The organism is Microbacterium sp. LWH10-1.2 (genome assembly GCF_038397765.1).
In the GTDB taxonomy this organism is placed as follows: Bacteria; Actinomycetota; Actinomycetes; order Actinomycetales; family Microbacteriaceae; genus Microbacterium; species Microbacterium natoriense.
On the sequence record NZ_CP151638.1, the window covers coordinates 3488308 to 3507611 of the forward strand.

Annotated in this window: 18 protein-coding genes; 8 read left to right on the forward strand and 10 right to left on the reverse strand. The window is 69.3% G+C overall.

What is annotated here, in order from left to right:
* Positions 1–82 precede the first annotated feature (82 nt).
* Complete coding sequence (locus MRBLWH10_RS16285) at positions 83–1576, forward strand: hypothetical protein (protein WP_341940719.1); 1494 nt, start codon at positions 83–85, stop codon at positions 1574–1576.
* Between the two features lie 128 nt (positions 1577–1704).
* Here MRBLWH10_RS16285 and MRBLWH10_RS16290 read toward each other — a convergent pair whose 3' ends face one another.
* Positions 1705–2769, reverse strand: a complete 1065-nt coding sequence (locus tag MRBLWH10_RS16290) for a LacI family DNA-binding transcriptional regulator (protein WP_341940720.1) — start codon at positions 2767–2769, stop codon at positions 1705–1707.
* A 59-nt stretch (positions 2770–2828) separates the two neighbouring features.
* Between MRBLWH10_RS16290 and MRBLWH10_RS16295 the strand changes: the two genes are divergently transcribed.
* The 3 genes from MRBLWH10_RS16295 (at position 2829) to MRBLWH10_RS16305 (ending at position 5709) form a co-directional block, all read left to right on the forward strand.
* A complete protein-coding gene (locus MRBLWH10_RS16295; RefSeq protein ID WP_341940721.1) occupies positions 2829–4061 on the forward strand; it encodes an MFS transporter in 1233 nt (410 codons plus the stop codon).
* Between the two features lie 746 nt (positions 4062–4807).
* A complete protein-coding gene (locus MRBLWH10_RS16300) occupies positions 4808–5128 on the forward strand; it encodes a matrixin family metalloprotease (RefSeq protein ID WP_341940722.1) in 321 nt (106 codons plus the stop codon).
* A gap of 104 nt (positions 5129–5232) precedes the next feature.
* On the forward strand, positions 5233–5709 hold the full coding sequence (locus tag MRBLWH10_RS16305) for a hypothetical protein (protein ID WP_341940723.1): 477 nt from the start codon (positions 5233–5235) through the stop codon (positions 5707–5709).
* Between the two features lie 400 nt (positions 5710–6109).
* On the opposite strand, the gene MRBLWH10_RS16310 is transcribed toward MRBLWH10_RS16305, so the two are convergent.
* Entirely contained in the window at positions 6110–6763 is a 654-nt protein-coding gene (locus MRBLWH10_RS16310; protein WP_341940724.1) for a response regulator transcription factor, read from the reverse strand.
* Positions 6760–7953: a histidine kinase gene (locus MRBLWH10_RS16315; protein WP_341940725.1), complete on the reverse strand. Its 1194-nt coding sequence runs from the start codon at positions 7951–7953 to the stop codon at positions 6760–6762. The genes MRBLWH10_RS16310 and MRBLWH10_RS16315 overlap by 4 nt, the downstream gene beginning before the upstream one ends.
* 117 nt (positions 7954–8070) lie before the next feature.
* Between MRBLWH10_RS16315 and MRBLWH10_RS16320 the strand changes: the two genes are divergently transcribed.
* Together MRBLWH10_RS16320 and nucS are read left to right on the forward strand one after the other, a co-directional pair.
* On the forward strand, positions 8071–8997 hold the full coding sequence (locus tag MRBLWH10_RS16320; protein ID WP_341940726.1) for a GAP family protein: 927 nt from the start codon (positions 8071–8073) through the stop codon (positions 8995–8997).
* Positions 8998–9052: 55 nt separating this feature from the next.
* On the forward strand, positions 9053–9748 hold the full coding sequence (nucS, locus tag MRBLWH10_RS16325) for an endonuclease NucS (protein WP_105673469.1): 696 nt from the start codon (positions 9053–9055) through the stop codon (positions 9746–9748).
* Positions 9749–9778: 30 nt separating this feature from the next.
* Here nucS and MRBLWH10_RS16330 read toward each other — a convergent pair whose 3' ends face one another.
* From MRBLWH10_RS16330 to MRBLWH10_RS16340, 3 genes are all read right to left on the reverse strand, one after another.
* Positions 9779–10543, reverse strand: coding sequence for a GntR family transcriptional regulator (locus tag MRBLWH10_RS16330; protein ID WP_341940727.1), 765 nt, complete (start codon positions 10541–10543; stop codon positions 9779–9781).
* Positions 10544–10624: 81 nt separating this feature from the next.
* The gene (locus MRBLWH10_RS16335) at positions 10625–12052 is read right to left on the reverse strand and encodes an APC family permease (protein WP_223587426.1); all 1428 of its coding nucleotides are present in this window, start codon (positions 12050–12052) and stop codon (positions 10625–10627) included.
* Positions 12049–12912 carry a carbon-nitrogen hydrolase family protein gene (locus tag MRBLWH10_RS16340; RefSeq protein ID WP_341940728.1) on the reverse strand — a complete coding sequence of 288 codons (864 nt, stop codon included), beginning with the start codon at positions 12910–12912 and terminating at the stop codon, positions 12049–12051. Before MRBLWH10_RS16340 ends, MRBLWH10_RS16335 begins: the two co-directional genes overlap by 4 nt.
* Positions 12913–13040: 128 nt before the next feature.
* On the opposite strand from MRBLWH10_RS16340, the gene MRBLWH10_RS16345 reads away from it, so the two are divergent.
* The gene (locus MRBLWH10_RS16345; RefSeq protein ID WP_341940729.1) at positions 13041–13706 is read left to right on the forward strand and encodes an HAD hydrolase-like protein; all 666 of its coding nucleotides are present in this window, start codon (positions 13041–13043) and stop codon (positions 13704–13706) included.
* Between the two features lie 240 nt (positions 13707–13946).
* Here MRBLWH10_RS16345 and MRBLWH10_RS16350 read toward each other — a convergent pair whose 3' ends face one another.
* Positions 13947–14153 (reverse strand): cold-shock protein, encoded by a 207-nt coding sequence (locus MRBLWH10_RS16350; protein WP_046014597.1) that lies wholly within the window; start codon positions 14151–14153, stop codon positions 13947–13949.
* 559 nt (positions 14154–14712) lie between these two features.
* Between MRBLWH10_RS16350 and MRBLWH10_RS16355 the strand changes: the two genes are divergently transcribed.
* On the forward strand, positions 14713–15498 hold the full coding sequence (locus MRBLWH10_RS16355) for a GntR family transcriptional regulator (protein ID WP_341940730.1): 786 nt from the start codon (positions 14713–14715) through the stop codon (positions 15496–15498).
* Between the two features lie 27 nt (positions 15499–15525).
* Here MRBLWH10_RS16355 and MRBLWH10_RS16360 read toward each other — a convergent pair whose 3' ends face one another.
* From MRBLWH10_RS16360 to MRBLWH10_RS16370, 3 genes are all read right to left on the reverse strand, one after another.
* The gene (locus MRBLWH10_RS16360) at positions 15526–16461 is read right to left on the reverse strand and encodes a DMT family transporter (RefSeq protein ID WP_341940731.1); all 936 of its coding nucleotides are present in this window, start codon (positions 16459–16461) and stop codon (positions 15526–15528) included.
* A 164-nt stretch (positions 16462–16625) separates the two neighbouring features.
* Positions 16626–17543, reverse strand: coding sequence for a class C sortase (locus MRBLWH10_RS16365; RefSeq protein ID WP_341940732.1), 918 nt, complete (start codon positions 17541–17543; stop codon positions 16626–16628).
* 228 nt (positions 17544–17771) lie between these two features.
* Complete coding sequence (locus MRBLWH10_RS16370) at positions 17772–19256, reverse strand: SpaH/EbpB family LPXTG-anchored major pilin (protein ID WP_341940733.1); 1485 nt, start codon at positions 19254–19256, stop codon at positions 17772–17774.
* Positions 19257–19304: the final 48 nt, after the last annotated feature.

The window sequence follows — 19304 nt, forward strand, 5'->3', positions numbered from 1 at the left end:
GCTCGTCGGCCTTGCGGCACTGGCGGGCGGGTGTCCGTCCAGTTTACCTGGGTGAAAGGTGTGAGCGTGCGAGAGTTGTCCCATGCGACGCGCCTGGACCCGTGAGCTTCTCGGCTGGTTCGCCGCGCTCGGCGTATCGATCGCCGTCGCCGGACAAGTCGCGGCATCCGCTCGGTCCGAGCTCCTCTTCCGCGACGGGGACTCGCTGATCGTCGCGATGTTCGCCCGATCCGCACTCGCCGGAGGACCGCTCGACTGGGCCATGTCGAGCGTGCTGTTCCTCCCGGAGTCGGGCGTGTTCGCCGGTGTCGACGCCCTGCTGCCGCTCGATCTCGACGGTCTGCTCGCCGTGAACGCGGTCGTGAATCTGCTCGCCCTGTACGGCGTGATCCGTCTCACGGCCGGCCGCAGACGCGAGGGGAGCGCCCCTGTCGCGTGGTCCCTGGTCGCCCTGTGCGCCTTCGGGGTGCTGGCCGCGACGGAGACCTCGGCGTCGAGGGACGCCCTGGAGCTCGCCTCGTTGCAGCTCACGACGACCTACTACTCCTCGACCGTGGTCGCGGTCATCGCCGTCATCGGTCTGATGCGGCGCGCGCTCGATCGCCCCGGGTTCGTCTGCGTCGTCGCAGTCGCTCCGGTCGCCGCAGTCGCGACGCTGACGAATCCGCTCTTCGCGGTGTGGGCGACGGTTCCGCTCACGGCGCTCCTGGCGATCGGGTTCTTCCGATCGCGGGCGAGGGGGCGGATGCTGCTCCTGCTCGCCGTGCTCGTCGGCGGCACGGCCCTCGGCTTCCTCGCTCGTATTCCGTTCTCGGCATGGATCGCGAACACCGGTGCGGGTTACGCGCAGCCGGAGCTGTGGATGCAGTCGATCGGCTACTACGGCGGCCTGCTCGGCGAGCGCCTCTCGACTCCGCTGGGCCTCCTGGGCGCGCTCGTCACCGCCGCCCTCATCGTGCTCGCCGTGCTCAGGACCGTCCGCGCCTCCACCGACGCGGAGAGGTTCGTCGTGGCAGCGGGATGGATGCTGCCGCTGCTCGTCACGCTCGGTGCGATCGCCCTCGGCACCCACGCGGCGCGGTACCTCCAGCCCGTCGCGTTCGCCCCGCTGCTCGCTCTCGTCGCCGCACCCCGCGCCCTGCGCCTGCCGGAGCGGCCTGCGCGCCAGGCGGCCGCCGTCGCCTCGATCGTTCTGCTCGTGGCCGGCGGCCTCAGCATCCCTCGGCTTGCTGCGGCCGTGCAGGCGCCCGATCCCGATCTCACCTGCGTGACCGACTGGGTGAACGCCTCGGGACGGACCGGCGCCGGGCAGTTCTGGACCGTCCGGCTGCCGAAGGCGCACCTCGACGACCCTGCGCAGCTGGTGCAGGTCGACAACAGGCTGAACGCGTACGCCTGGCTGGTGAACCGCACCGACTTCGCGGTGGGCGAGGTCTCCTTCCTCGTCGAGGATGCGCAGAGCGTGCAGTGGGAGCTGCCGACGCCGGCCGTGCCGGAGAACGTCGTGCCGTGCGGCCGCTACCGCATCCTCGACTACGGCTCCACGACGCTCCCGCTCGGCCCGCCGCACAGCTGAGGCCGAGGCGTCGGCGTCTCGGTCGATCCGCTCCCTCGCTCGACGACCGAGCCCGCCGACCCCTGCGCAGCCCCGCTGGTCGTTGAGCGAGCGGAGCGAGACGAAACGTGGCGAGAGCCCGTGCGACCTCAGCCGCGCGGAGCCGCGGTCGTCGTGCCCTCGCGGAAGCGGCAGGTCAGGTGCTGGGTGATGCCTGGTTCGCCCCGGAGCATCCGCGCGACCTGCTCGCCCGCCGCACGCCCCTTCTCGACGGCGGGCTGCACGCTCGTGGTGAGCACGGGCCCGCCGAGCCCGTCGACGGCGATGCCGTCGAAGCCGGCGACGGAGAGGTCCTCCGGCACTCGCAGCCCCAGCTCCTCGGCGGCGCGGATCACTCCGACGGCGAGCAGGTCGCTCTGGGCGAGCACGGCCGTCGGGCGGCTCTCGGCGTCGGCGAGCAGCATCCGTCCGACCAGGAGACCCTCGTCGATCAGGCTGCCGGATGCCGAGATCGCCGGCGCATCGGGGAAGACCGATCTCATGCCCGCGAGGCGGTCGATCGTGACGTCGACCGTCGCGGTGCTGATCCGCTGCGGGGTCACCGGGAGGCGGTCGCGCGCGGTGTCGAGCGGGAGGGTGACCAGGGCCACGTCCTCATGCCCGAGATCCCGCACGTGGCGGGCGACCGCGGCGGCGGCATCCGCGTTGTCGAGCGTGATCCGCGGGATGCCCTCTCCGGCATCCCCCTCGATCACGACGACGGGAAGGCCCCGGCCGCGCACGATGTCGAGCGAGGCGCGGGTGCGCCCTGAGCATCCGATGAGCACCACGGCGTCGACCGGCGCGTTCGCCAGCGGAGACCCGTCGCTCTCGCCCGGGTCGTCGCGCATGAGCAGGATGCCGGCGCTGAGGTCGGCGAGGCCGTCGGTCAGCCCGTCCATCATGGCGGTGGTGACCGGGTCGAGGAAGGCCGCACGCAGATGCCCCTCGAGCACGACGGCGACGATGCCGCTGCGTCCCCTCCGCAGGGAGGCGGCACGCGGATCGGGGCCCGCGTAGCCGAGCTCGGCGGCGGCGGCGAGCACGCGCTCGCGCGTTCCCGCCGAGACCTTGGCCTTGCCGCTGAAGACGACGGAGGCGGTGGATGTCGCGACGCCGGCCTCGCGCGCGACGTCGGCGATCGTCGCTCGTCGCGGGCTGTCCTGACTGCTCATACTCCGAGGATACCTCCCCTGGTTTCGCGGGATCGAATCGATTCGATAGAGTGTCCGGCATGGACACCGCCCTCACTCGCCCCCAGTTCGTGCGCTGGCGCGCCGCGATCTTCGCGATCTTCCTCGCGAGCGGCCTGTCGATCGCGACCTGGGCCTCTCGCGTGCCCGACATCAAGCTCGCCCTCGACATCGACAACGCCCAGATGGGACTGCTGCTGCTCGGCATGGGCGTCTCGTCGATCATCGGCATCTCGACGAGTCCCGCCGTCATGGCGCGCACCGGTGCGCGGGTCGGGATGCTCGCGACGATGCTCACGTTCGCGATCGGGCTGACGCTGGTCGGCGTGGGCACGAACGTGATGGGCTCGGCGCCCGTGGTCGTCATCGGCCTCGTGCTGTTCGGATTCGGCAACGGCTCCCTCGACGTCATGATGAACGTCGAGGCCACGGCCGTCGAGCAGCAGATGGGCAAGACGATCCTCCCGGTGTTCCACGCCTTCTTCAGCTTCGGCACGGTGATCGGCGCGGGTCTCGGCGCCCTCGCCGTGCACCTCGGTGCGAACGTGTCGCTGCACTCCTTCGTCGTCGCCGGCGTCATCGCCGTCCTGGCTGTCGTGTGCTTCGCGAACGTCCCCGTGCGCGAAGCCGCGCTCGACCCGTCTCCCGCGGAGAAGCCGCACTGGCGCGAGCGGATGCACGTGGCGCTGGAGGCCTGGCGCGAACCGCGCACCTACGCGCTCGGCGTCGTGATGCTGGGCATGTCCTTCGCCGAGGGCGGGGCCAACGACTGGCTCGCGCTCGGCGTCTCCGAAGACCACGGCGCCGGCCCCGCCGCCGGCGCCGCCGCCCTCGCCACCTTCTCGGTCGCGATGACGGTGGTCCGACTCTTCGGCGGTCCGCTGGTCGACCGCTTCGGCCGGGTCATCGTGCTGCGCATCCTCGCGATCACGGCGGCGGGTGGCATCCTGCTCTTCATCCTCGCGCCGAACACGCCCCTGGTCTTCGTGGCTGCGGCGCTGTGGGGCATCGGGGCCTCCCTCGGGTTCCCCCTCGGCATGTCGGCGGCGGCCGACGACCCCGCCAAGGCCGCGGCGCGCGTGAGCGCCGCCGCGACGATCGGCTACGTCGCCTTCCTCGGCGGCCCCCCGGTGCTCGGATTCATCAGCGAGCACATCGGGCTGCTGAACACCCTGTACATCCTCGTGGTGCTCGCCGCGCTCTCCGGTCTCTTCTCGGCGGCGGCGCGGCCGCTCCGCGCCGACGAGATGACCGAGCCGGAGAAGCAGGGCTAGCGCAGGACGCCGCCGGGGAGCGAGCGCTCCCCGGCGGGCGTGCGCTGCGGACTACGCCTGGAGAACGCTGTCCGATCGGGCGCCGACCTCGACGGCGACCACCGCGACGACCGCCCCGGCGGCGACGAGCGCGACGGCCCAGAGTCCGGGGCGAGGATGCTCCTACCGCCTCGCCCGCGCCCGCGCCCGAACAACGTCGCCGTGATCATGCGGCGCACCGTCACAGTCGACCTTGTATGACCAACTGGTGACTACACACCACGTATCACGCGTCCGATTCATAACGAATGCGCGGCTCGACTCTGTCAGGAAGGGAGGTTCTGACGCCCTTCGGCTACTCAATTCCCAAGCGCATAAATGACCATTTATGCGTAAAACTTAGCGTCTGTATGTAGGTACTTTGGGGGACACCAATCGCCCTCTTGACAGACGAATTGTCGAGGGACATCATGACTCGCACCGGGCCCAGTCGACAGATCTGAGCCGACCACAACGGAGCGGACGGGAATATGGATGCAACACACCTCACTGGCAGGCGGCGGGCGCGATCGAAAGTCCTCGCGCTGCTCACCTCATGTCTGATCGTCCTCGGCGTGGTTCTGTTTCCCGCACCAGCCATGGCCTACGTCACGAACGGCTGCTCGTGGCCTCAGCGACCCGTGGCATGGAATAGAGCCACAACCGGCAGCTATGGGACCGCCGCCGACGGCGCTGCATCCTCCTGGTCCTCGTCCACAGACCTCAACATGACGATGAACTACTCGGCCAACCTGAAGTTCACTGACAAGAACAGTGGCGCCAACGGATACGACGGGTACTCGACATGGTCATGCCCGTTCGGAACGCAGATTAGCTCTGAGTCGTGGTTCAACACCTATTACGTGAGCGGGTGGACAGTAACCAAGCTACGGGCCGTTGCTGTTCATGAATTCGGACATGTCCTGGGCCTGAGTCATGTAACGAGCACCAACCAGATGATGTACAACTGCGCCGCCTGCGTCTACAACTCCTACGGCTACTACACCCCACAAAGTGATGACAAAGCCGGAATGAACGCCATCTATTGATTCGAGCCTGGAGAAACATTATGAAGAGAACAAAACTCCGTCACGGAGCCACTTTCCTCGCCGCGCTCCTCCTCGCCTCATCGGTCGCGGGCTGCAGCCCAGGGGTGCAGAAGCTCGACGGTTCACGGCACGAGATCTTCTCGTCAAACCAGGAGCTGATCGAAGCGAGCGAGGTCATGGTCACGGGCACCGTCCTCTCGCAGCAGGAGAAGACGATCGGCGATGATCTCGCTCCCACGACATTCTCCGAGGTCGAGGTCATTGCGAGCTTCACACCTGAGGGACTCGCACGGAACACGCCCGAGAACTCTGCTCCTCAGATCCGCGCAGGCGACACGATCACCGTAATGCAACTCGGAGGGAAAGGCTGGGACACACCCTATCCCCTCCTCGCCGAGAAGCAGACCTATCTACTCTTGCTCAACTCAAGCGGTGTCGAGGGCGTCGACGGGTACTACACAGCCGGCGGACCAGCGGGCATCTTCACGCCCACTGCGAGCGGATTCGAACCAACCTCCACCGATGGAGACAAGCTCACCGCCATCAGTAGCGCAGATCTCAAAGGACTTCCACAGCAGTAACCAGCCGAACCGAACCCTGAGGCCTCCCCGATCGTGTCGACCGGGGAGGCCCTCCTTTCGCGCCACACGGATCCACTCGGCAATCCAGAGCCGGGACCAAACTCGTACGCCCGTGCGGTGATCGTTGCGGGCATGCCAGTGCTGACGAAACTCATCGACAAGCGCTGTCCACACTGACCGACAGAATCACACCATCCGTAGAAATACGGTTACCCCGCCGCGGACGGCTTGTTACGTTGGCCGCGGGGAGTCACCCTCTCCACTCGAAGCGAACCGATTCTTGGAGGAAATCATGTGCAGAGACACACGCTGGGGCTTCGCCTTCGGACTTCTCGGCTGGGCGATCATTCACGACTACTGCCTCTACAGCTGATCCCGCCGCTGCCATCGCGGGTGCAGGTCACGGCCGTCTCCGGTCGCCGTCGCGCACGAGCGCGGCGGCGTGAGAGCGACTGCGGGCGCCCAGCTTGGCGAGCACGCTCGACACGTGCGTCTTCACGGTCGGCACGCTGATCCCCAGCCGCTGGGCGAGCTGGGCGTTGGACCACCCCTGGAGGATGCCGTCGAGCACCTCCTGCTCGCGCGACGTCAGCTCGGGCAGCGCAGGGGTCGCGATGTCGGGCGGACTCCCCACGCCCTGTGCCGCCGCGGCGAGCGCACGTCGCGTCACCCGGGGGTCGAGCGCCCCTTCACCCGCGGCGACCGCACGGACCGCGGCGACGAGAGACGACGCATCCACGGTCTTGAGCAGGAACCCGGCCGCACCGGCCCTGATCGCCCCGAACACCAGCTCGTCCTCATCGAAGCTCGTGAGCACCAGGACGTCGCTCAGGCCCTGCTCCACGATCTCGCGTGTCGCGGAGACGCCATCGCGCCCCGGCATCCGGAGGTCCATGAGCACCACGTCGGGGCGCAGGGCTGCGGCGTTGCGCACCGCCACGTCTCCATCGGCGGCCTCGCCCACCACGCGGATGCCGTGCGACTCGAGCATGATGCGCAAGCCCGCGCGGATCGCACCGTGATCGTCGGCGAGCAGCACGGTCGGGGCGCTCATACCGCCCTCGCGGGCAGCTGCGCCTCGACCAGCCAGCCATCGGCGTGCGGCCCCGCGGAGAACCTGCCGCCCAGCGCCTCCACCCGCTCGGCGAGCATGCTCAGGCCCCAGCCGCCGCCCTCGTAGCCGGCCGAGACGAGAGGCGCTCCACCCCGGGACTCCACGCGCACCGCGATCACGGCATCCCTCTCCTCCATCGTCACATCGACCTCCGCGCCTCCGGCGTGACGGAGGCAGTTCGACAGCGCCTCGCGCACGACGCGCACCACGGCCTGCTCGGTGGGACCCGTCAGCGTCGTCACGCCGTCTGCCGACACCCGCACCCGGAGTCCCGCGCGGCGCGCATCGTCGGCGAGCGCCTCGACATCGGCCAGCCGGGGCGTCGGCGAGAGCTCTCCGTCGCCCCTCCGCAGCACGGCGATCATCGAGCGCAGCGCTCCGTGGGCATCGATGCCGGCATCCCGCACCGCCTGCAGCGCCGCACGATCGGCCCTCTCGTCGGCCGGCGTCGACAGCGCGGCCTCCGCCCTGATCGCCATGGCCAGCACGTGACCGGCGACGACGTCGTGGAGCTCCTTCGCCATGGTCTCCCGCTCGCGCAGCACGGCCTCCGCACGATCCCGCACCGCCGCGGCCGCCGCCTCCTCTGCGCGCTGGCGGTGGAGGTCGGCGAGCTCGTTCGCCTGCGACACGGCGACCGCCCACCAGTAGTCGGTGCCGACGAAGGCCCCGAACTGGACCGCCACCAGGAACGCCATGGGGGCGGAAGCCTCCGACACGAGGAGCGCGACCACGAAGAGCACCACGACGCTGAGGATCATGGCGATGAGGATCCTGCGCCGCACCCGCGGGGAGGCCAGGAACGCCGCCGTCCACAGCACGTCGAGGAGCACGACGAGCGGGCCGAGCCCGCCGGTGGTGAACAGGTCGACCGCGAACACGACCGTCGCGGCGATCAGCGAGAGCCACGGAGCGCGGTGCTTGGTCAGGACGAGGATGCAGGCGGGGAGCGCCGTCGCCAGAGTCCACCAGGGAGAGGCATCCGCGGGGAGCACCGAGAAGATGCTCCAGATGCCGCTGAAACCGAGGAACGCGGCGAGCGCGCTGAGCAGGGCGATGAGGAGGGCATCGACCGGCCGCCGATGCGACAGATACCACTCGCGGATGCCGCCGACCCTCGCCTCCTCCATGCGTTCATGCAACCACGGCTGGCCGTTCCCCGCATCCGACCAAGGTATGAGGAGCCGCGGGTGCGACCGCGACCTTCGCCCGATCCGCGCGGGGGCGAGCGCGGAGAGGCTGATCGCATGGAACTCTTCGGCGGACTCCCGCTCCCCCTCTCCCTGGCACTTCTGGCGCTGATCGACGGGCTGAGCGTCGGCACGCTGCTCATCCCCGTGTTCCTCCTCCTCAGTCCGGGTCGCGTGCGGGCCGGACGCATCCTGCTCTACCTCGGCACCATCGCCGCGTTCTACCTCGTGGTCGGACTCCTCTTCCTCTGGGGCCTGGTCAACCTCGTCGACGTCGCCTCCGACTTCCTCTCCTCCTCGGCGGGGCTGATCGTGCGCCTCATCGTCGGCGCCGCGCTGCTCGTGGTCGCGTTCGCGATGCCGACCGACTCGAAAGCCCGCGAGGCCGCGTCGGCATCCGCGGCGTTGGGCGCCACGGCATCCGCGGCCTCCGGCACAGCGGCATCCGGCACCACAGCATCCGGCGCCACGGCATCCGACGGTGCCGTATCCGCCGCGCGCACCGATCCGCTCACCCCTCCTCCCGCGGCTGCCGCTCCTCCCGCCGGCGGCGCCGTCCCCGCGCCGACCCCATCGTCCGGACGCATCACGCGATGGCGCGAGCGCCTGCTGGACCCGCGTACCCGGGGAACGGCGGTCATGGCGGTCGCGATCGCCGCCGGCGTGGTGGAGGTCGCGACGATGCTCCCCTACATCGTCGGCATGACGATGCTCGCGGATGCCGGCGTGAGCACGCCGTTTCGCGTGCTCGCGCTGGTGGGCTACTGCGCGCTCATGGTCGCCCCCGCCGTCGTCCTCCTCGTGCTGCGCATGGTGGCCGCCCCTCTGGTGCAGCGGCCTCTCGAGCGCTTCGCCGCGTGGATGGAGCGCACCGGCGCCGAGAACACCGCCTGGATCCTCGGCATCATCGGCTTCCTGATCGCACGCTCCGCCGCGACGGAGCTCGGGATCTTCGAGGCGATCGGGACCATGCTCGACCGGTGACCGTCCCGACGGTCCGGCGCGACCGGACGCGGTCGCGACGAAGTAGGCTCGACGGGTGCGTCTCGTCATCGCCCGCTGCTCCGTGGACTACACCGGGCGGCTCAATGCTCATCTCCCTCTCGCCACGCGCCTGCTGGTGCACAAGGGAGACGGAAGTCTGCTCGTGCACTCCGACGGCGGCAGCTACAAGCCGCTGAACTGGATGAGCCCGCCGTGCTCGCTCTCGCCCGAGGAGCCCGGTGAAGAGGAGGCCAGCGCGGGTGTCGTCGAGGTCTGGCGCGTCACGCACAAGAAGACCGGCGACGCGCTGCGCGTGCAGATCTACGAGATCCTCCACGACTCGAACCACGACCTCGGCATCGACCCCGGCCTGCAGAAGGACGGCGTCGAGGCTGATCTGCAGCGGCTCCTCGCCGAGCAGGTCGAGCTCGTGGGCGAGGGGACCACGCTCGTGCGACGCGAGTACCCCACGGCGATCGGCCCCGTCGATCTGCTGGTCCGGGATGCCGAGGGCGCGGCCATCGCGATCGAGGTGAAGCGCCGCGGCGACATCGACGGCGTCGAGCAGCTCACCCGCTACCTCGAGCTGCTGGGCCGCGACCCGCACCTCGCCCCGATCACCGGCATCTTCGCCGCGCAGGAGATCAAGCCTCAGGCTCGCGTGCTCGCGGAGGATCGCGGCATCCGCTGCCTCGTCCTCGACTACGACGACATGAAGGGGATCGATTCGGGCGCGCCGCGCCTGTTCTGACGCTCTGCCGCCCGCATCGCGGTCAGGAGATCAACGCCCCTGTCCGTCCGGGCGCTCGGCGATGAACATCGACCTCTTGAGCTCCAGGACGTGCGCCCGCGCGGTTCGCGCGGCCCCGAGAGCATCCCCCTCTTCGATCGCCGCGAGGATGCGCCGATGCTCGTCGTTGCTGTCGCGCAGGTACGCGATCGGGTACGGCACGAAGTAGTCGTAGAGCTGGTCGGCGATGCGGCTGTGTTCGGCGAGAGCCCAGTCGAGGCCCGAGGCCGAGGCGACAGCACGATGGAAGGCGCGATCGGCGTCATGGAACTCCGCCCAGTCCCCGGCAGCCACCGCGTCCTCCAGAGCCTGCGCCGCCTCGTCGAGCGCCCGCGCTCTCGCTCCGTCGCGCACGGTTCCTGCCGCCTCCGCCGCCAGGGCGGACTCGATCAGCGCGCGCTCGTCGATCAACTGGATCACGGTCGACGTCCTGTCGCGGAATCCGCGCACGGAGTCGTCCTCCTGCCACGTCCGCGGATCGATCGGGTCGCTCACGAAGGTCCCGCCGCCCCTGCCGCGGCGGCGCTCCAGGATCCCCTGGTCGGCGAGTGTGCCGAACACGCGCCGAAGGGTCATCAGACTGACGTTCAGCGCCCGGGCCGTGCTCTCGTGCGGCGGCAGCTGCTCGCCGGGCTTGAGCAGTCCCAGCTCGATCGCCAACAGGATCCGTGCGCGCACCGCATCCGTCGCGCTGAGCGGCCGGACCCCGTCCAGCGGGCCCGAGGCCAGGACGTCGCGCTCCGCTCGTTCGGTCATCGGCGCCCCTCTGTGTCGATCCGTGCCCGCATCGGATCCCGAGCACTTCCACCGAGGGTACGCCCGCGTCGCCGGGCCCGCCTAACCCTCCTGCCGCGCCTCCGCGAGCCGGTTGCCCCCGCCGAGCGCGACCCCGAGGAGGAAGACCGCCGGCGGGAGGCAGGCGAGGAACACCGAGAGTCCGACGCTGCCTCCGGTCACGAGCGTGAAGTTCGACAGCACGACCCACCCAGCGGCGATCAAGCCGATCACCGCGGCGGCGGGCACCAGCACCGTCGTGACGACGTGTCCCTCCCGCAGTGAGGGATGCCGGCGGAAGAACACCAGGACCGCGATGCTCGTCATGAGCATGAGGAGCACCATCCCGACGGTCGCGACCCCCGCCATCGAGCCGAACACTCCCACGAGAGGCTCCACGCCTCCGATGATGAATGCCACCATGATGACCGTCGCCGTCACCGTCTGCACGAGCGAGGACACCGCCGGCGAGTGGTGCCGCGGGTGCACGGTGCCCCAGCGCGCCGGGAGGACGCCCTTGCGCGACAGGGCGAACTGGTAGCGGGCGATGACGTTGTGGAACGAGAGCACGCAGGCGAAGAGGCTCGTCACGAGCAGCACCTGGACGATGTCCTGGACCAGCCAGCCGAGATAGCGACCGGTCATGTCGGTGAGCATGTTGGCCTCTCCCGCCAGCGTCGCCGTCGCGAGATCGACGATCCCCTGCCGGCCCCCGCCCACGACCATCGCCCAGCACGACAGGCAGTAGAAGACGCCGATGATGATGACGGCGAGGTACGTCGCCCGCGGAATCGTCCGCTCCGGATCCCGCGCCTCGTCTCGGAACACCGCGGTCGCCTCGAACCCGATGAACCCGGTCAGCGCGAACAGCACGGCGACCGAGAGCCCCGGCGCGAACGCGTTCGCCGGGTCGAAGGTGTCCCACACGATCCCCTCCGCGCCTCCGGTCGCGAAGATGACGGTGTCGAGCACGATGACGACGCCGATCTCCAGGACCAGCGCGATGCCGAGGACCTTGGCCGACAGATCGATGTGCCGATACCCGAGCACGGCGACGAGCGCGACGGCGGCGAGGGAGTAGACGCCCCAGGGGATCGCCGGGCCGCCGAAGTGCTGCACCAGATCGTCCACCGCCCAGCCGAGATAGCCGTAGATCCCCACCTGGATGGCGGTGTACGCGAGGAGCGACACGAACGCCGTTCCGAGACCGGTCCGGCCATCGATCCCCTTCGTCACATAGGAGAAGAACGCGCCGGCCTCCTTCACGTGCGGCGTCATCTTCACGAAGCCCACCGAGAACAGCAGCAGGACCACGGTCGCGATCACGAAACCAACCGGGGCGCCGATGCCGTTGCCCAGGCCGATCGCGATCGGAGCGTTGCCGCCGATCACCGTCAGCGGCGCGGCCGCGGCGATCACCATGAAGACGATCGAGCCGGTGCCGAGCCTGCCGCGGAGCCGGTGCTCCGTGGTCGTCTGATCTGCACTCATGAACTGTCCCTCTCGGTCGTGATCCGGGTGCGGATGCCGGGCGTCCTGCCGGCTCCTTGGGGGTCGGGGGCGACGACGAGTCCTGGGCGCCGGTCCCGAAGATACGGATTGCGCGCCTGAGCGCTGCGCACCTCCGCCGGGTCGATCCTGGCGAGGAGCAGCGCGCGCTCCTCCGGGCCGGCGGCGGCGAGGACGCGGCCGGAGGGGTCGACGATCGAACTCAATCCGACGTAGTCCAGCTCCTTCTCGGAGCCGATGCGATTCGCGTAGGCCACATACACCTGGTTCTCCCAGGCGCGGGTGCGGATGACGTGCTCCGCGATGAACTGGTACGGCGCCATCTGGGCCGTGGGCACCAGCACGACGTCGGCGCCGGCGGAGGCGAGCGCGCGGACCGTCTCGGGGAACTCCACGTCGTAGCAGATGAGCAGGCCGATCCTCACGCCGTGCAGCTCGACGATCGGACCGAGGGCGTCACCCGGCTCGAAGAGCGAGACATCCAGATCGCCGAAGAGGTGGGTCTTGTCGTAGCGCGCCACGACATCGCCGTCCTCCGACACCAGGACGGCCGAGTTGGAGATGCCCGCCGCAGCGGGCAGTCCCGTGCCGACGAGGAGCGCGATCCCCTCGCTCCGCGCGATGTCGCGGATGCCGTCGACGAGCTCGTCCCGCACGACATCGGCCAGCCGCGCACCCACGTTGTAGCCCGTGAGGTACATCTCGGGCGTCATGAGGAGCTGCGCACCCTGTGCCGCAGCATCCCGCGCCGCCTCGCGGATGAGACGGAAGTTCGCCTCGACGTCGGCGCCGACGCCCTCCGCCTGGAGCACGGCGACAGTGAGTCCGTTTGAATAGCTCATTGCGAACACTTTAGCCACGCGCGGGCTTCCCGTCCAGGGTCAACCTCAGGCTCGCGCCCAGGGCTCGGCGAACGAAGAGACTCCACCCACGGCCATCCGGGCAGAGAAGGTGCCCGTAGGCTGGAGACATGCCCCACTCCCCCTATACCTGCGTGCTGTGGGACGTCGACGGCACCATCATCGACGCCTCGGTCGGCATCCTCCGCCGCCTGAACGTCGCGCTCACGCACTTCGGCCACCCGGCGCCGACGCGGGACGACCTGGTGCACTGGATCGGCCCGCCGATGTTCCAGTCCTTCCAGGTCCAGGCCGGCATGACCCCCGAGGAGTCCGCCGACGCCGTGGCCTTCTACCGCTCGCTGGGCAAGGCCGACGGGTACACCACCGACGTCGCGACCTATCCCGACGTCCCCGAGATCATCCGCGAACTCCACGCCGCCGGGGTGCCGCAGGCGACCGCGAGCTCGAAGCCGGAGAACCAGGTCGACGCCCTCGTCGACCACTTCGACCTGCGCCCGTACTTCCTCGCCACGGTGGGGGCGACACCGGATGAGGCGACGCTGGCGTCGAAGGCCGACATCGTCGTCGAGGCGCTGAAGCGGCTCCGTGAGCGCGGCGCCGACACCTCGCGCCCCGTGCTGATCGGCGACCGGCACCACGACGTCGAGGGCGGGAACGCCAACGGGGTGCCCGTGATCTTCGTCGAATGGGGCTTCAGCGACGAGCATGAGGGAGACGATGCCGCGTTCCGCGTGTCATCCCCCGACGAGCTGAAGGCCCTGCTTCTCGTCTGACTCCGTCGATGCACCGCCCTCTCGGAGGGAGACGGTTCGCCACCCGCTCGGAGGGAGACGGTGCGCCCGCCCGTTCAGGAGGAGAACTCCGCCTCGGGAGGAGGAATCCGCGCCGATCCTCAGCCCGAACGCGCGAACTCAGCCCGAACGTGCGACCGGTAAAGCCCCCAGAAAGCACACGACTCCCCGCCGGATGCCGCAAAAGCGGATCCGGTCGGGGAGTCGTCGAGTATTCCGACCTCAGAGAGGACGGATGTTCTCGGCCTGCAGGCCCTTGGGGCCCTGCGCTACATCGAACTCGACGCGCTGGTTCTCGTCGAGCGAGCGGTAGCCGGATGACTCGATGGCGGAGTAGTGCGCGAAAACGTCAGCGCCGCCGTCGTCGGGGGAGATGAAGCCGAAGCCCTTCTCCGAGTTGAACCACTTGACCGTGCCCTGGGTGCTCATGTACTGCCTGTTCTGCTGATGAAGAAGCCGACGCAGGTATGCCCCGACATCGCTAACGCTAGTGGAGCAGCGGCTGAGTGGAAGGGCCGGGGTCACCCCGTAACAGAAATGTTGCACGAGCCGTCACACCGCGTCACAGAGGATCCGCGGAAAACTCGCCCGGAAAATTGTGTGGCCCTCACCGCGGGGGGAGCGATGAGGGCCGAAGACGACCGGAGGGTGCGTCAGAAATAAGCGTACCCCCTCCGAAGAGGTTTTGTCCCCCATTTGGGGGACATTCTCGAAAAATCTCAGCGGAACGATAGCGGCCCCCTCGAGCAGCCCATTGGGGACTGAACTACTCGAGAGGGCCCAATCGCATGCACGGACCGTCTTGCCTCTGGGGAAGGCTTCCCGTCTTCTGGGGAAAGACGGAGACGATCGATTCCCCTGTGCACGCACCTACACCATAGGGGACGGACGACGATCCCGCCACGATCACGTCACCGGTGAGAACAGGCCTGGAATCCCCCTCGACGAAGGGGTACCCTGCGGACGCGACCGCCCATAAAATGTGGTCGTGCTGAGAGATTCCTCACCGCAGTTCCGCGAGGCGGGCGGCAACGCCGAGCGGCGGAGACTCGCGCTCATGCTGCGTGCCGCCATCATGCGCGGAGACTTCCCGGAGGGGAAGCTCCCTCGGGAGTTCGAGATCATGCGCGACTACGACGTCAGCCGCGCGGTCGTCCGAGACGTGCTGCAGCAGCTCAAGGAGACGGGCGTGGTCAGCCGCACCCACGGGGTGGGCACGCACGCCGACATCGGATCCGTCTTCGGTCTGTATGAGTTCCATGGCGTCGACGTCATCCCGGAGCAGTCGACCTATCCGCGCGTGGTCGACCGCACGATCATCCCCATACCTCCGGTGGCGAAGGAGCGGATGCCGGAAGCCGGCCCGCAGGTGCTGCGAGTCGAGTACCTCGCCGCCCCCGCCGACTATGCGAGCGCCGTCTCCACGAACTACTTCGCCCTGCCGAAGGCCGCGAGCCTCGAGACCGCGCCGTTCGGCCACAACATCTACCAGTTCCTCCACAACGGCGGACTGCGGCTCTCGTCCTCCGAGTTCCTGATCGGCGCGATGCTCGCGGACCAGTCGGTGGCCACGCGATTGAGCGTGCTGCCCGGTAGCCCGCTGCTGAGCCTGGAGCAGGTGATGTACGACGAAGACGGCGTGGCGTTGAGCTTCTCCACCGTGGCCCTGCGGGCCGACAGAGTCGCCTTCTTCTCCCGCGTCGGACGCTCCGACGGCGGCGATGCCCTCCGTCCCTTGAACGAGAGCGCGGTGCCCGACCTCGGTTTCGGCTGATCCGCGGAGACGCTGGCGGCATCCGGCTCAGATCGCCGCTGCGCGCGTCCGTCGGCGCAGCCGCCCCTGACTGACGGCGATGCCGAGGATCACCACTGCAGCTCCGGCCGGCTCGTTCCAGGAGATGTGCTCGCCCCGCACGAGGACGCCGAGAGCCACTCCGATCACCGGCGTGAGGTAGGTCACCGTGGATGCGCTGGTGGCACCCCACGCGGTCACGATGTTCGTGTTCCAGACGTAGGCCACGCCCGTCCCCAGAACGCCGAGGGCGAGCACCGCGACGATGACGGGGGCCGACAGGTAGACCTCTCCGCGAGCGACGACCGGAGAGAGCACCAGCATCACCGCCGCTCCGAGACCGACCTGCACCGTCGCGACCGGTATCGCTCCGAGCCTGCGCGGCGTGACGAACCGGCGGAGGTACACGAACGCGATGCCGTAGCTGAGGGTGGCGCCGAGACAGGCGAGCTGGGCGAGCACGGATCCGGCGCCGAGCCCCTCCCACGGTGCGAGGACGACGACCACTCCGAGGAAGCCGACGAGGATCCCGAGCAGGGTCGTCCTGGTCGGACGCTCCTCACGGAGCGCGATCAGCGCCACCAGCATCGTCATCAGCGGGGTCGTCGCGTTGTAGATGCTCGCGAGACCGGAGGAGATGTCCTGCTGCGCCCACGCGAAGAGAAGGAAGGGGATGACGCACAGCAGCAGCGCCACCACGAGCAGGTGCGCCCAGATCGTGCCCGGCGGCGGCAGCCGATGACGGCCGATGACGCAGACCGCCGCGAGCGCCAGCGCTCCGGCCACGAGCCGGCCGAGCACGACCTGCGCAGGGGAGACCCCGGTCAGCGCGATGGCGACGAAGAGGAAGCTCGCACCCCAGGTGAGAGCCAGCAGGATGAACGGCAGCAGCACGCCGCCGCGCCGGATCTGCGTGGCGCCCGTGGCTGCATCCGTGTTCGGCATCCGCTCTCCTCCGCATCGACGTCCCGCGTCGCTGCGTCCAGCCTGAACCGCTGCCGTGCGGAGCGCTGGCGGGTATCGGCCATCGCACCCGACGCCCGGGCTCCCGACGCTCCGGCAGTCCGACAGCCCCGGCAGCCCCGCAGCCCGGCAGCCCCGCCGCTCGCCTAACGGACTGCGGGGCGCGGCCGCGCGATCGTCACGGCGATGGCGAGACCGCCGATCAGGACGGCGAAGGCGCCCCAGGGCAGCGCGGGCGCGCCCGGCGCCGAGGGGAGGGAGATCTGATCCGCCTCCGCCGTGTGCGCGTCGACGCGTTCGCCGCGGACCAGCAGTCGGTGGGTGTTGACCCCGGTGGGCGTGCAGGTCAGCAGGGTCACGTAGTCGTGCCCGGGCGACTGCCGCAGCAGATCGCCGTCGTCGGGGAGCACGGTCTTGATCTGGTCGACGCGGTAGACCAGCGTCTCGCCGGCGACGTCGATCGCGAACTCGTCGCCCAGGTCGAGCTCGTCGAGACGCGTGAACAGACTCGCCCCGGGGATCCCGGAGTGGCCGGTCAGCACGGAGTGCGTCCCCTCCCCGCCGACGGGGAGGCCGGAGCCGTACAGATGGCCGATCCCGTGTGCGAGGGTGTCTTCGTCTGTGCCGTGATAGATCGGCAGGTCCACCCCGATCCCGGGGATGCGGATGCGCGCCATCGGAGCTCCGGGAGCGAGCGAGAGCTGCTGCAGGTAGTCCGCGCGTCCGTCGTCGACGTCGTCTGCCCCGCCCTCCGCATTGAGCGTGTAGGGATCACGGAGCGGTCCGTCGGGAAGATGCTCGTTGTAGTCGCGGGCCGCGTCGATCATTCCGCCGAGCTCGGAGGAGGTCGAGTCGGATACCGCCTGCGCATACCCGGAGACCGTGGACGCGTGGGTGAGGTCGCTGATCCAGGTCGCTCCGGAGGGGTAGGCGATGAGGCCCGCCCCCGCCATCACGATCACGGCGACGGCGATGCTCATCGGAGACCACCGACGCCCGACGGATGCACGCCGGGCACGACGCGTGAGCGGAGTCGCGTCCTGCGGTTCGGCGGTGACGATCATGAGGAAACTCCGAAGTCGAGGTGGGGGCGACCCGATAGGCGGGTCGCCCCCGAAGACGGTTCGGTTCGAGCCGATCCGCCCCAGAGGCGGGGGCGACCCGGGGAGGTGGGTCGCCCCCGAGGATGATCCGGTTCGAGCCGCATCATCCCCTGGAGAGGGGACAGCCGGGGAGAGGAAAAGGCTGCCCCCTCGATGGCGGCGGTGTGGGGACTCCGCCGTCTCGGGTGGTCAGGCGTTACGACGACGCTTCACGACGAGGAACACGACACCACCGGCGATGAGGCCGATGCCGGCCAGGTAGAGCAGACCGGTGCCCGTGCCACCGGTGAACGGCAGCTGGAAGCCGCCGTTGTGCGGCACGTTGGTCACGGTCAGATCGATCCCCGCTGCCGTCGTGGCGGCGGTGACGGTGAACTCGATCGGAGCGGCGAGCAGCTCGTAGCCGCTCGGCGCCTGCACCTCGACGAGGTAGTACTGCAGGTAGCCGGCGTCACCCGGTGCGACCGTGGCGCCGTTGGCGAAGTCGCTGTACCGCAGACCCTCGATCGTGAGGGTGCCGTCCGCGTTCACGACCTCGAACTCGGTGTCCCCGTTCAGGGTGACCGGGTTCGTCTGCGCCGCGGCATCCGCCGCCGAGGTGAACACCTGGAACACGGCTCCGGTGAGCGCCGCGCCGCCCTGACCGACCTTCGCGACGGTCAGACCGCCCCACCGGGTCTCGACCTCGGGGGTCGTGGTGGGTCCGCCGGGCTCACCCGGGTCGATGTCGAAGCTGGCGGCGTTCGGGTAGACGAGTGCCTGGTTTGCGATCTCGCCGATGGTGTTCACCGTGGTGATGATGTCGACGACGACCTGCGTGGTGTTGTTCGCGGCGAGGATCGCGCGACCCGCAGCGGTGAACTCGACCGTGACGGCGTTCGTCCCTGCGTCGTGGACGATCGTGTAGTCGGTGCCCTCGGCGATCGCGGTGCCGTCGGCGAGCGTGACCGTGGCGGCGACGTAGTCGAGCTTGGGGTCGAGCACGTCGACGATCTTGAAGCCGTCGATCGGGTTCGCGTTGGGGATGTCCGACGTGATCGTGAACGACACCTCATCGCCCAGCTGCACGGCATCCGCATCGTCGACGGTCTTGGTGGCCGTCGTGATCGCGTTCTTCGGGTAGACGTGCACGTCGTACAGCCAGTTGTCCCGGTTGTCGGGATCGGTCAGCGGCACCGAGACGAGGAACGGCGCCGACGGCGTCACGCCCGCGGGGAAGCTGGTCTCCTCGACGAGGTACAGGCCGACGGGGAGACCGGTGAACGACGCCTGACCTGCGGCATCCGTCACCAGCGACGAACCCGCCGCGAGCGTGTATCCCGCGCCGGTGATCGAGCCTTCGGGATCTGCGGCGTCGAACACGCCCGACAGCGTCGAGGCGTTCGCCCAGCCGCTGTTGGTCGACAGGTCGATGCCGGTGACCTGCCGCACCTGGAACTCGACCCCGGGGAGCGGAGTGAGGCCCGTGGTGTCCACGGCCGTGCCGTTGTTCGGCAGACCGGTGGGCGTGTCAGGCGCTTCGAGCTTGTGCACGGTGATCGAGCCGGTGGCGTTCGGGTCGACCAGCGGCGCCGCTGCCGCCGGTGCCGCGAGGCCGAGCCCCAGGAGCACCGCGGCGGCGCTCGCTGCGAGGCCGACGCGGAGTCCGCGTCGTGCCGGATTCATGGTCTTCATGTTTCTTCCCCCTTGGGTCGGGTCTTGCGTTTCTCGGGTATTCGGGTG